The organism is Neoroseomonas soli, from assembly GCF_018129065.1.
GTDB lineage: Bacteria > Pseudomonadota > Alphaproteobacteria > Acetobacterales > Acetobacteraceae > Neoroseomonas > Neoroseomonas soli.
Map to the genome: position 1 here is coordinate 1 of NZ_JAAEDM010000016.1, position 12,575 is coordinate 12,575.

Sequence of the window (12,575 nt, forward strand, 5' to 3'; positions counted from 1 at the left end):
CACCCTGCCGCGCGGCATGCCGGTCCCGCCCCCGCAGCCGCAGACCCTGCCCACGCCCGTCGCCGCTCCGGCCGCCCCGGCGGCCAGCCAGGGTGGCGGCAACCGCTGGTCCGTTCAGGTCGGCGCCTTCGCGTCCGAGAACCTCGCGCGCACCACCGCCAACCAGGCGCGCGACACCGTCGCCACCATGGGGACGCGCGCCTCGGTGACGCCGGTGCGCCAGGGCAACGCGACGCTCTACCGCGCGCGCGTGACCGGGTTGACCCGCCAGGCGGCGGACCAGGCCTGCTCCCGCCTGCGCACGCGCGGCGCATGCACGGTGGTCGCGCCGGACGCCTGATCCCGCCGGATCGGGACGCTTTGATGCAAGGGGCCGGGGCCGAAGGGTCTCGGCCCCTTTTCCATGCCCGCGCGTCGCGCAGGGGCGCCTCTGCATATGGGCGGGACTGGCCCCCTTGCCGGCATGGCCCGCGGCGGCCACCCTGCCGCCCGCCTTAGCGGAGGAAAGCCCATGCCTGTCGATGGCAGCCCGGTTCGACCATCAACACTTGTCTCGGGCTTTGCTGCCCTCGATGCCATGGTCCGGCCGCGCTCGGTCGCGGTCATCGGCGCGTCGGACGATCCGACGCGCATCGGCGGCCGGCCGATCTCCTACATGATGAACCAGGGCTTCAACGGGCGCCTGCTGCCGGTGAACCCGAATCGGCCCACGGTGCAGGGGCTGCCGGCCTTCGCCTCCGTCGCCGCCCTGCCGGAAGTGCCGGATGTCGCCATCGTCGCGGTGCCGGGCGAATCGGCGGTGCAGGCCGTGGCCGACCTCGGCGCCAAGGGCTGCCACGCGGCCATCGTCTTCACCGCGGGCTTCGCGGAAGTGGATGACGCCGGCGCCGCCATGCAGGACCGCCTGGTGGCGGCCGCGCGCAGGCACGGCATGCGCATCCTCGGGCCGAACTGCCTCGGGCTGTTCAATGCCGAGGTCGGTTTCTACCCGATGTTCTCGACCTCCTTCGAGCAGGGCTGGCCGATCAAGGGGAACATCGGCATCGCCTCGCAGTCGGGCGCCTATGGCACGCACCTGTTCGCTACCTCGCGCGCGCGGGGCCTCGGCACCACGGTCTGCGTGACGACGGGCAATGAGAGCGACGTCTCTCTCGGCGAAGTGATCGGCTGGATGGCGCAGGCGCCGGAAGTCGAGGTGATCTGCGCCTACGCTGAGGGGATTCGCGAGAGCGAGCGCTTCGTCGCCGCGCTCGACCTGGCGCGGCGCAACCGCAAGCCGGTGGTGATGATGAAGGTGGGCCGGTCCGAACTGGGCGGCCATGCGGCGAAGTCGCACACCGCGTCGATCGCCGGCGACGACACCATCACCCAGGCGGTGCTGGACGAATTCGGCGTGGTGCGCGCGAACACCACCGAGCAGATGCTCGACATCGCCTACGCGGCGTCGCGGCGCATCTACCCGGCGAAGAACAGCCTCGGCGTGATTACCGTTTCCGGCGGCGCGGGCGTGCTGATCTCGGATGCGGCGGAAGCGGCCGGGGTGCCGATGCCGGAAATGCCGGCGGAGGCGCAGGCGAAGCTGAAGTCGCTGATCTCCTTCTCCGCGCCGCGCAATCCGGTGGACTGCACCGCCCAGGCGGTGAACCAGACGGAGATGTTCGAGCACTTCCTCGAAACCACGGCGGATGCCGGTGGGTATGCCTCGATGCTGGTGTTCCTGACCCAGACGGGCGGGTCCACCACCATGGCGCCGAAGTTGCGGCCGTATCTCAAGCAGGCGCGGGAGAAGTTCTCCGACCGGCTCTGGGTGCTCTCCGTCATCGCCTCCGCCGACAAGGTGAAGGGCTATGAGGAGGACGGGTACATCGTCTTCGAGGACCCGACCCGCGCGGTCGCGGCGATCGAGGCCATGGGCCGCTTCGGCGCCGCCTTCGCCGCGCCGGCGGCGGAAGAAATCGTGGTGCCGGACGTCGCCCTGCCGGCGACGACGCCGACCGAGGCCGAGGGCAAGCGCATCCTCGCCAAGGCCGGCGTGCCGGCGGTGCCGGAGAAGGCCTGCGCTTCGGTCGATGAGGCCGTCGCCGCCGCGGAGTCCTTCGGCTACCCGGTGGTGGCGAAGATCCTGTCGCCGGACATCCTGCACAAGAGCGAGATCGGCGGCGTCATCCTCGACCTCGCCAGTGCCGATGCTGTGCGCGAGGCCCATGCGACGCTGCTGCAGCGTGCCGCCGAACGCGCGCCCGGCGCGCGCATCGAAGGCGTGCTGATCGCCAAGCAGATCAAGGGCGCGGTCGAGATGGCGCTCGGCGTCGCACGCGACCCGGTCTTCGGGCCGGTGGCGATGGTCGGCCTCGGCGGCGTGTTCATCGAGATCCTGAAGGACGTCTCCTTCCGCCGCTGCCCGTTCAGCGAAGCCGAGGCCGAGCGGATGATCCGCTCGCTGAAGGGCTTCCCGCTGCTCGACGGCGCGCGCGGGCGGCCGAAGGCGGATGTGAAGGCGCTGGCGGGTGCGCTCGCCGCGCTGTCGCGCTTCGCGGCGGGCGCCGGCGACCGCCTGCTGTCGGTGGACGTGAATCCGCTGCTGGTGCTGCCCGAGGGCCAGGGCGCCTTCGCCGCGGATGCCGTGATCGAGGTGGAGGAAGGCAAGTGACCATCAACTACGAACACCTGCTCAACTACCCGATCCCGGAGATCCGGCAGACCATCCGCTGGCAGGACACGGCGCTGTACAATTTCTCCATCGGGCTCGGTCAGGACCCGATGGACCAGAAGCAGCTCGACTTCCTGTACGAGCCGCGGCTGAAGGCCATACCGGCGATGGCGAACGTGCTCGGCTATCCGGGCTTCTGGCTGCGCAACCCGGACACCGGCGTGGACTGGACGCAGGTGCTGCATGGCGAACAGTCGCTGATCCTGCACAAGCCGCTGCCGGCGGAAGGCGAGATCATCGGCAAGTCCCGCATCAGCGCGATCGTCGATCGCGGCGCCGGCAAGGGTGCGCTGCTCTACAACGAGCGCGTAGTGCTCGATGCGAAGACGGGCGAGAAGCTCGCGACGCTGGAAGGCACGACCTTCGCGCGCGGCGATGGCGGCTTCGGTGGCCCGTCCGGCCCGGTGAAGAAGCCGCATGCGGAACCCGAGCGCGCGCCGGACGTCGTCGTGGACCTGCCGACGCGGCCGGAGCAGGCGATCGTCTATCGCCTCAACGGCGATCACAACCCGCTGCACATCGACCCCGAGGTCGCCGCCAAGGCCGGCTTCCGGCAGCCGATCCTGCACGGGCTCTGCACCTTCGGCGTGGTGTGCCATGCGCTGATGAAGGCGTTGTGCGGCTACGATCCGGCGCGCTTCGGCCGGATGGACCTGCGCTTCTCCTCGCCTGTCTTCCCGGGCGAGACGATCCGCACCGAGATCTGGCACGAGGAAGGTGGTGCCGCCTTCCGCGCCCGCGTCGTGGAACGCGACAAGGTGGTGGTCAGCAACGGCCTGTTCAGGCACCCGTGACGAACGACGCCGGGAGAGAGACGGAACGATGATCAACAAGATCGTACAATCCATGGCCGACGCCATGGCGGGCATCAAGGACGGCTCGACCGTGCTGATCGGCGGCTTCGGCGCCGTCGGCCAGCCGGACCAGCTCATCGAGGCACTGATCGAGCAGGGCGCGAAGGATCTCACCTGCGTCTGCAACAATGCGGGCACGGGGCGCGTCGGCCTGGCGAAGCTGATGGAACTCGGCCGCGTCAGGAAGATCATCTGCTCCTTCCCGCGCAGCGCCGGTTCCGTGGTGTTCGAGGAACTGTACCGCGCCGGCAAGCTGGAGCTGGAGATCGTGCCGCAGGGCACGATGGCCGAGCGCATGCGCGCCGCCGGCGCCGGCGTGCCGGCCTTCTTCACCGCCACCTCGGTCGGCACGCTGCTCGCCGCCGGCAAGGAGCAGCGCGAATTCAACGGCCGCCAGTACGTGATGGAGCATGCGCTGAAGGGCGACGTCGCGCTGGTGGAAGCCTGGGAAGGCGACCGCTGGGGCAACCTCGCCTACCGTTCCTCCGGACGGAACTTCAACCCGGTGATGGCGATGGCATCGGACCTCACCATCGCGCAGGTCTCGCATGTCCGCGAACTGGGCGAGATCGAGCCCGACCACGTCCACACGCCCGGCATCTTCGTCCATCGCGTGATCCGGGTGGATCGCGGCCCGGACTGGGCGTAACGGTAAGCCAGGAGAGGAGACACACCCATGCAGGGTTTTGACCGCAAGGGGATGGCCGCCCGCCTCGCCCAGGACATTCCGGAAGGCTGGTACGTCAACCTCGGCATCGGCATCCCGACCATGGTCGGCGACTTCGTGCCGATGGACCGCGAGGTCATCTTCCATTCCGAGAACGGCATCCTCGGCATGGGCCCCGCGCCTGCGCCGGACAAGGTCGATCCGTGGCTGGTCAATGCCGGCAAGCAGGCCGTCACGCTGCGCCCCGGCGGGTCCTACTTCCACCACGCGGACAGCTTCGCGATGATCCGCGGCGGGCATATCGACCTCTGCGTGCTCGGCGCCTTCGAGGTCGCGGCGAATGGGGACATCGCCAACTGGGCGACCAGCGAGAACGACACGGCGCCGGCTGTGGGCGGCGCGATGGACCTCGGCGCCGGCGCCAAGCGCCTCTGGGTGGTGATGGAACACACCACCAAGGACGGCCGTCCGAAGCTGGTCGAGAAGTGCGGCTATCCGCTGACGACGCCCGGCGCCGTCAGCCGCGTCTACACGAATCTCGGCGTCTTCGAGATCGTGAAGGGCAAGGGCTTCGTCGTCGTCGAGCTCGCCCCCGGCGTGACGCTCGAACAGGCCCAGGCCGCGACCGCCGCGCCACTGCACACGCAGTGAGTCCCGCGCATCGCCAGCGGCGATGCGCCCCCGCCAAAGAAGGGAGGGGGTTCGGGGGAGGTTCCCCTCCCCCGACCTGCCCATGAGGAACCGATGAGCCAGGCCCTGGACGACCGATCCGAATCCATCCGCATGATCCGCGACAGCGCGGGTGCTGTTGCCCCGCGCGGCGGCGACACCAAGCGCGTGCGCGCCCTGCGCTTCACCAATCCCGGCTTCGACAAGGGCGTCTTCGCCCAGATGGGCGAGCTCGGCTGGATCGGCCTGGCCGTGTCGGAAGACGCCGGCGGTGCCGGCCTCGGCATGTCCGAGGCGGTGGCGCTGGCCGAGGAGATCGGCGCCGGCCTGGCGCCCGAGCCGCTGATCCCGGCGATGCTCTCCGCCCGCCTGCTGGCGGCGGCCGAGGACAAGGCGCTGCTCGCCCCGCTGCTGGAAGGCGGCAAGGTGGTGCTGACCGCGTGGCAGGAGAAGGCGGACACGCTCGCCGTGCCCGGCACCTCCGACGCGCCACGCGTCTTCGTCCCGATGGCGGCGGGGGCCGATGCCTTCCTGCTGCCGGTGCGCGAGGGCAACCGCATCGCGCTGCTGGCGCTGGATGCGGCCGGTGCGGATGTGGCGCTGGAAAAGACCATGGACGGCGGCAATGTCGGCACGCTCCGCGCCGACCTCTCGCGTGCCGCGCGCGTCGCCGACGATATCGGCGCGGTGGTCGAGCAGGCGCTGGACGAGGCGGCGCTGGCGACCGCAGGCCACATGCTGGGCCTGATGGAAAAGGCCTTCGAGATGACGCTGGCCTACCTCAGGACGCGCCAGCAGTTCGGCCGCATCATCGGCACCTTCCAGTCGCTGCAGCACCGCGCGGCGGACCTCAAGGTGCACATCGCCCTGACGCGCGCGGCGGTGGAATCCGCCGCGGCGGCGCTCGATGCCGGCGCGACGGGCGCGGTGCGGCAGGCGGCCGTGTCCAAGGCCAAGCACCGCGCGGCGGAAAGCGGGCTGCTGGTGCTGCGCCAGTGCATCCAGCTCCATGGCGGCATCGGCTACACGGACGAATACGACGTCGGCATGTATCTGCGCCGCGGCATGGTGATCGCGAACCAGTACGGCTCGGCGACGCTGCATCGCCGCCGCTTCATGGCCCTGGCGCCGGAGGATGTGGAATGAGCGAGGCCGCGCGTGTCCGCGAGGAGATGGACGGCAACGTCCTGATCCTCACCATCGACTACCCGCAGCGGAAGAACGCCATCGCACCGGCCGTTCGCGCGGCGCTTGAGGAAGCGATCGAACGCGCCCATGCCGACAAGGCGGTGCGCGCCATCGTCATCACCGGCGCGGCGGGCACCTTCTGCGCGGGTGGCGACATCTCCTCCATGGATGTGGGCGACGCGCTCGCGGGGCGTGAGCGCATGCGCCGCACGCACCGCCTCGTGCGGCTGATGGCGAAGGGCGCGAAGCCGCTGGTCGCCGCGGTGGAAGGCTGGGCAGCCGGTGCCGGCATGGCCGTGGCCTGCGCCTGCGACACCGTCGTCGCCGCCGAGGATGCGCGCTTCGTCGCCGGCTTCCACAAGATCGGCCTGATGTCCGACATGGGCCTGCCCTTCTTCCTGCCGCGCCGCGTGGGCGTCGGCCGGGCGCGCCGCATCCTCTTCTACCATGAGGTGACCGGCGCCGCCGAAGGCGAGAAGATCGGCCTCGTGGACTTCGTCGCGCCGCCGGGCAAGGCGCTGGAGGTCGCGCTGGAGAAGGCGCGCTTCCTCGCCGCCGAGGCCGCCGGCCCGATCGAGCTGACGAAGAAGATCCTGGCCGAGGGCCTCGACGAGGCGCTCGCCGACGAGCAGACCTTCCAGGGCCTGCTGTTCACCACCGCCGACTTCCAGGAAGGCCGCACCGCCTTCCTCGAGAAGCGCAAGCCGAACTTCGGGGGCTGACCATGGTCAACATCGCTCCGCGCGAAACGCAGGACCTCAACCTGATGGAGGACGAGGCGTTCCGCGCCCATGTCCGCCAGTGGATCGAGGCCAACTACCCGGCGGACCTGCGCAACCCGCCCAAGCGCCTGCACTGGGATGAGAACAAGCCCTGGTACTTCAAGCTGGCCGAGAAGGGCTGGCTCTGCCCCGGCTGGCCGCGGCAGTTCGGCGGCCTGGGCCTCGCACCCGCCAAGCAGATCATCTTCACGGAAGAGATCGAGCGCTACGGCTGCGCGCGCACCAACGACCACGGCATCGTCATGGTCGGCCCGCTGCTGATCAACCACGGCACGCCGGCGCAGCAGGAGTACTTCCTGCCCAAGATCCTCTCCGGCGAGCACATCTGGTGCCAGGGCTATTCGGAACCCAATGCGGGCTCCGACCTCGCGGCGCTGCGCACCGAAGCGGTGCTGGACGGCGACCACTACATCGTCAACGGCCAGAAGATCTGGACCACGCTGGCGACGGACGCCAACTGGTGCTTCCTGCTGGTGCGCACGGACAAGAACGCGAAGAAGCAGGAAGGCATCTCCTTCCTGCTGGTGGACATGGCGACGCCGGGCATCACGGTGAAGCCGATCATCAACCTCGAGTACCATGACGAGTTCTGCGAGGTCTTCTTCGACAACGTGCGCGTGCCGGCGAAGAACCTGGTGGGCACGCCGAACCGCGGCTGGGACATGGCCAAGGCGCTGCTGTCCTTCGAGCGCATCTACCTCGGCTCCCCGCGCCTGTCCGCCTATGCCTTCACGCGGCTGCGCCAGCTCGCGGAACGCATGGGCGTATGGGATGACGCGGCCTTCCAGGAAACCTACGGGAAGCTGCGGCTCGACCTCGAGGACCTGAAGTCGCTCTACGGCACCTTCGTCGAGAAGCTGCGCCGCGGGGAGACGCTCGGCCCCGACGTGTCGATGCTGAAGATCTTCCAGACGGAACTCTTCCAGCGCATCACCGATACGATGCTGGAAATCGCCGGCGAGAATGCGGGCCTGCTGGAGCCGATGGAAGGCAACCGCAACCTCAACCCGACGGGTCTCTACATCCAGGCGCGCCCGGCCACGATCTATGGCGGGTCGAACGAGATCCAGCGCAACATCCTCAGCAAGAACGTGCTGGGGCTGCCGGGGTAGGACCCGCACGAAGGGATCGCTCGGCCAATCCGGGCGATCCTTCCGGCCAGCTTCGCCGGGTTTGCGGCGATCTTCGCGAGGACCGGCGGGCCGTCCCGGTCGGCATCGATGGCCGTGGCGGCTTGCCCGCATCGCCGCTGCGGCGCCATGCTCGCCGCGCATCACCGCAGCGGACCCAGCCCGACATGACCGACCTCTGGCGCCTTCCGGCCACTGACCTCGCCGCCCGCATCCGCGCGAAGCAGGTTTCCGCCACCGAGGCCGCGCGCGACGCCCTCGCCCGCCTCGATGCGGTGAACCCGAAGATCAACGCGGTGGTGGACCACCGGCCGGAAGACGTGCTCGCCCAGGCCGCCGCCGTGGACGCGACCATCGCGCGCGGCGAGGACCCCGGCCCCCTCGCCGGCGTGCCGGTGACGATCAAGGTCAACGCCGACCAGGCCGGCTACGCCACCACCAACGGGCTGCGCATCCAGCAGGACCTGATGGCGGCGGTGGACAACCCCGTCGTTGCCAACCTCCGCCACGCGGGCGCCGTCCTTCTCGGGCGCACCAACACGCCGGCCTTCTCGCTGCGCTGGTTCACGCGCAACTCGCTGCACGGGCACACGAAGAACCCGCGCGATCCGTCCATCACGCCGGGCGGCTCCTCCGGCGGCGCGGCGGCGGCGGTGGCGGCCGGCATCGGCGCCATCGGGCACGGCACCGATATCGGCGGGTCGGTCCGCTACCCGGCCTATGCCTGCGGCGTGCACGGGCTGCGGCCGACTCTCGGGCGCATCCCGGCCTGGAACGCCTCATCGGCTGAACGCCATATCGGCGGGCAGGTCATGGCGGTCTCGGGGCCCATCGCGCGGACCATCGCGGACATCCGTGTCTCCTTCGCCGCCATGGCGGCGCGCGACATCCGCGACCCCTGGTGGGTCGGGGTGCCGATGGAAGGGCCGCCGGCACCGAAGCGCGCGGCGCTCTGCATCCGTCCCGACGGCATGGACACCCAGCCCGCCGTAGAGGCTGCCCTGCGCGACGCCGCGAAGCGCCTGCAAGCCGCCGGCTGGACGATCGAGGAAACCGACACGCCGCCCCTGCGCGAACCCGCCGCGCTCCAGGCGATGCTGTGGCTCGCCGAATCCCGTCGCGGCCTGAATGCGGCGCTGCAAAGGGAAGCCGACCCGGACGCGAGCTTCATCTTCGGGCAGATGGAAGAACTCTGCCCCCTCCCCGACATCAACGCCTTCATGGATGCGCTGCAGAAGCGGTCCTACTTCGTGCGCGTGTGGATGGAGTTCTTCGAACGCTTCCCCGTCGCCATCACGCCCGTCTCGGGCGAACTGCCCTTCCGTGACCAGGAGGACGTGGAAAGCCCCGAGGCCTTCCGCCGGATCATGGCGGCGCAGCTCACCCAGGTCGGGCTGCCGCTGATGGGACTGCCGGGGCTGACGGTGGCCACGGGACTGGTCGGGACGATCCCGGTGGGCGTGCAGCTGCTGGCCGGGCGCTACCGGGAGGACCTGCTGCTGCAGGCCGGTGCGGCCATCGAGGCGGGTGGCGTGCCGGCCTCTCCGGTCGATCCCGCCTGAAGCAGGCCGGAGGGCTCTGCCCTCCGGACCACCCGCCGAGGGCCGAAAGGCCCTCGGAACCCGTTACTCTCGGCGGACAGGCGGGACGCTGCCGCCAGGGCCGGGGCCCTGCCAGGGGGCCGAGGGCGGCTGCTGGCCATAGCCGGGCGGCGGCGCGCCATGGCCCTGCGGGGGCGACTGCCAGCCCTGGGCAGGCGGCGGCTGCCATTGCTGCTGCGGGGGCTGCGGCTGCTGCCATTGGGGTTGCTGCTGCCACTGGCCCCCCTGCTGCGGCTGCCAGCCGGGCGGCGGCATGCCGGGCTGCCACTGCGGCGGGCCATAGCCGCCGCCCAGGGGATCGGGCCCGAAGCGGTTCGGCCCTGGCGTGCCGCGCAGGAAGCCGATCTCGACCAGCATCCAGAGCGCATAGCCCAGCAGCACCACGGCCAGCGCGAACCCGGCCACCATCAGGCCACCCCCGCCGGCGCCGGCGGAAGCGACCGCTGCCCCGGCCACGATCAGCACCCCGCACACGGCGGCAAGCAGGTAGTACCCGCCGATCCACCAACCGCTGCGGTCGCGGTCGTGCAGCCGCTTGATCGCGCCGGCGAGCGAAGGCCACAGCGTCAGCAGCGCCGCCAGCCCGCCGATCGGCCCGGTCTGCACCTGGTCGGCCGGCACGGCATCGCCGAGCATCGTGAAACCCAGCGCCACGTCGAGCACCTGCGCGACGATGGTAAGCGCGAGCAGCGGCAGGACATAGCCGAGCCAGAAGGTCTTGCGGCCGATCCTGCCGCGGAATGCGAGCCATTGGCCGAAAGTCATGTCCGATCCCCGCGACGGAAGCGCTTCACACCACCATGCCGCGCGGCCGCCGCGCAAGCCCCGGACCACCTTGCCGGCGTTCCTTTCGACGCATACCGTCGCGTTATCGAAACACGGCCGCCCCGGTGGCGCGCCCGACGGTCCGGGAGATCGTTCCGCATGTTCCGCCGCAAGCTGCTCACCCTCTTCGCCATCCTCGGCGCCGCCGCGGTGTCGGCCTGCGCGCCGCAGACGATCGCGGTGCCGCAGCCGGTCTATGTCGCCCCGCCGGCGGTCGCCTGCGACACCCGCTTCCAGGTGGTGAACAACTCGTCCATGACCGTCATGCAGGTGTTCTTCAGCCATTCCAGCATCAACAACTGGGGCACGGATCAACTCGGCCAGTACGTGCTGCGGCCGGGCGGCACGTGGAACTATCGCGCCGCCAACGCCGGCGCCTACGACTTCCGGATCGTGTGGCAGAACGGCCGCGCGGCGGAACTGCGCCGCATCGACATCTGCCGCGCGAGCCGCATCGTCGTGACGAATTCCGGCCTCTACGCGCAGTAATCCGCTCGCGGCACCCGCAGCGGCGCGATAGCCTCCCCGGCGTCACCGACGTCGGGGAGTTTTCTTATGGCCGAGGACCGCCTGGGCATCCTGGAGCAGCGCCGCATCGAGGCCGCCTTCGCCAAGGGCATCTACGAGGAGATGAAGGCCGAGCTCGGCGAGGCGCGCGCCAAGGCCATCCTCTCCCGCGCCATCGTCAAGCTCGCGAAGCAGACGGCGGCGGAAATGGCGAAGGAAGGTCCGGACGGGAAGCCCTCGCTCGAGCACTTCATCGCGCTCCAGCCGCTCTGGACCAAGGGCGACGCGCTGCGCATCGAGACCCTGCGCAAGGACGCGAAGCACTACGACTTCAACGTCACCCGCTGCCGCTACGCCGAGATGTACCGGGAGATGGGCCTCGCCGAGCTCGGCGCCGTGCTCTCCTGCAACCGCGATGGCGCCTTCTGCGAAGGCTACGATCCGAAGCTGAAGCTCGAACGCACGCAGACCATCATGGGCGGCGCGAGCCACTGCGACTTCCGCTACCGGATGGAGGAATAGCAGCCGCGCCCGGCGCTGCGCCGGGGAAGTGACGGCGGCGATCCGGTGCGCGATAACCCGTGCGGGTTGAGGAGAACCGCCATGTCCAGGATCACGCGCCGCGTCGCGCTCGCATGTCCGCTTGTCATTCCCATGGCCGCCCGCGCGCAGGACTGGCGTCCGGGTCAGCAGAGCCGCATCGTCGTCCCCGCCGCGCCGGGCGGCACGGCGGACGCCATGGCGCGGTTGCTCGGGCAATACCTCCAGGCCAAGTGGGGCACGCCGGTGGTGGTGGAGAACCGTTCCGGCGCCGGAGGCACCATCGGGACCATGGAAGTGGTGCGCGCCCCGGCGGACGGGCGCCACATGCTGCTCGGCAATATCGGGCCGCAGGCGATCGGCCATTCGCTGTTCCGCAACCTGCAGTACCGGCCGGACAGCCTCGCCCCCGTCGCCAATGTCATCCGCGGGCCGAACGTGCTGGTGCTGCACCCTTCCGTACCGGCGCGGACGGTTCCTGAATTCGTCGCCTGGCTGAAGGCGCAGGGCGGCAGGGCCTCCTACGGCACATCCGGCATGGGGCAGTCCCCGCACCTGTCTGGCGTGTGGTTCCACCAGCTCGCCGGCACGCAGGCGGAGGCGGTGCATTTCCGTGGCGCGGGGCCGCTGCTCATCGACCTGCTCTCGGGCAACGTGCAGTTCGCCTTCGACAACCTGACCAGTTCCATGCCCCACATCCGTGACGGGCGCCTGCGCGCACTCGGCGTGACCAGCGCCGCGCGCAGCCCGCAACTGCCGGATGTGCCGGCCATCCGCGAGACCATGCCGGAACTGGCGCCCTACGACGTCTCGACCTGGTTCGGCGTGTTCATGCCGGCGGCCGCGCCGGCGGAGATCGTCCGCAGCGTGAACGCCGACGTACAGGCCATGCTGACCCTGCCGGACACGCAGGCCCGCTTCGCCCAGATGGGCGGCGTGCCCGCCCCCGGCACCCCCGAGGACTTCGGCGCCTTCGTCCGCGGGGAGATCGAGAAGTGGAGCGGCGTCATCCGGCGCGAGGGCCTGCAGATGGACGCGACCTGACCCTCGCCGCGCCCGGCATCTTCCCGGCCGGGCGCGCCCGCGCCATGCTCGCCCCAGG

Annotated in this window: 13 protein-coding genes; 12 read left to right on the top strand and 1 reads right to left on the bottom strand. The window is 70.4% G+C overall.

Translation table 11 applies throughout. The features are described from left to right. The 9 genes from GXW76_RS08460 to GXW76_RS08500 all read left to right on the top strand — a co-directional run. The coding region (locus tag GXW76_RS08460; protein WP_211861572.1) for an SPOR domain-containing protein at positions 1–340 on the top strand (340 nt) is incomplete at its 5' end. A gap of 171 nt (positions 341–511) precedes the next feature. Further along, the gene (locus tag GXW76_RS08465) at positions 512–2,650 is read left to right on the top strand and encodes an acetate--CoA ligase family protein (RefSeq protein WP_211861573.1); all 2,139 of its coding nucleotides are present in this window, start codon (positions 512–514) and stop codon (positions 2,648–2,650) included. After that, positions 2,647–3,504, top strand: a complete 858-nt coding sequence (locus GXW76_RS08470; protein WP_211861574.1) for a MaoC family dehydratase — start codon at positions 2,647–2,649, stop codon at positions 3,502–3,504. Before GXW76_RS08465 ends, GXW76_RS08470 begins: the two co-directional genes overlap by 4 nt. 28 nt (positions 3,505–3,532) lie before the next feature. Then, entirely contained in the window at positions 3,533–4,213 is a 681-nt protein-coding gene (locus GXW76_RS08475; RefSeq protein ID WP_211861575.1) for a 3-oxoacid CoA-transferase subunit A, read from the top strand. Positions 4,214–4,240: 27 nt separating this feature from the next. Beyond that, positions 4,241–4,882: a 3-oxoacid CoA-transferase subunit B gene (locus GXW76_RS08480; RefSeq protein ID WP_211861576.1), complete on the top strand. Its 642-nt coding sequence runs from the start codon at positions 4,241–4,243 to the stop codon at positions 4,880–4,882. Between the two features lie 93 nt (positions 4,883–4,975). Further along, positions 4,976–6,046, top strand: coding sequence for an acyl-CoA dehydrogenase family protein (locus tag GXW76_RS08485; protein WP_211861577.1), 1,071 nt, complete (start codon positions 4,976–4,978; stop codon positions 6,044–6,046). Continuing rightward, the gene (locus GXW76_RS08490) at positions 6,043–6,810 is read left to right on the top strand and encodes an enoyl-CoA hydratase/isomerase family protein (RefSeq protein WP_211861578.1); all 768 of its coding nucleotides are present in this window, start codon (positions 6,043–6,045) and stop codon (positions 6,808–6,810) included. The genes GXW76_RS08485 and GXW76_RS08490 overlap by 4 nt, the downstream gene beginning before the upstream one ends. Positions 6,811–6,812: 2 nt before the next feature. After that, positions 6,813–7,982 (top strand): acyl-CoA dehydrogenase family protein, encoded by a 1,170-nt coding sequence (locus tag GXW76_RS08495; RefSeq protein ID WP_211861579.1) that lies wholly within the window; start codon positions 6,813–6,815, stop codon positions 7,980–7,982. Between the two features lie 185 nt (positions 7,983–8,167). Beyond that, the gene (locus tag GXW76_RS08500; protein ID WP_211861580.1) at positions 8,168–9,562 is read left to right on the top strand and encodes an amidase family protein; all 1,395 of its coding nucleotides are present in this window, start codon (positions 8,168–8,170) and stop codon (positions 9,560–9,562) included. Positions 9,563–9,625: 63 nt separating this feature from the next. Here the strand turns inward: GXW76_RS08500 and GXW76_RS08505 are convergent, their stop codons facing one another. Continuing rightward, on the bottom strand, positions 9,626–10,366 hold the full coding sequence (locus GXW76_RS08505; protein WP_211861581.1) for a DUF805 domain-containing protein: 741 nt from the start codon (positions 10,364–10,366) through the stop codon (positions 9,626–9,628). Between the two features lie 159 nt (positions 10,367–10,525). Here GXW76_RS08505 and GXW76_RS08510 point away from each other — a divergent pair, with 159 nt between their 5' ends. From GXW76_RS08510 to GXW76_RS08520, 3 genes are all read left to right on the top strand, one after another. Beyond that, a complete protein-coding gene (locus GXW76_RS08510) occupies positions 10,526–10,915 on the top strand; it encodes a hypothetical protein (protein WP_211861582.1) in 390 nt (129 codons plus the stop codon). A 66-nt stretch (positions 10,916–10,981) separates the two neighbouring features. After that, complete coding sequence (locus GXW76_RS08515) at positions 10,982–11,455, top strand: L-2-amino-thiazoline-4-carboxylic acid hydrolase (protein WP_211861583.1); 474 nt, start codon at positions 10,982–10,984, stop codon at positions 11,453–11,455. A gap of 81 nt (positions 11,456–11,536) precedes the next feature. Next, on the top strand, positions 11,537–12,517 hold the full coding sequence (locus tag GXW76_RS08520; RefSeq protein ID WP_246514036.1) for a Bug family tripartite tricarboxylate transporter substrate binding protein: 981 nt from the start codon (positions 11,537–11,539) through the stop codon (positions 12,515–12,517). Positions 12,518–12,575: the final 58 nt, after the last annotated feature.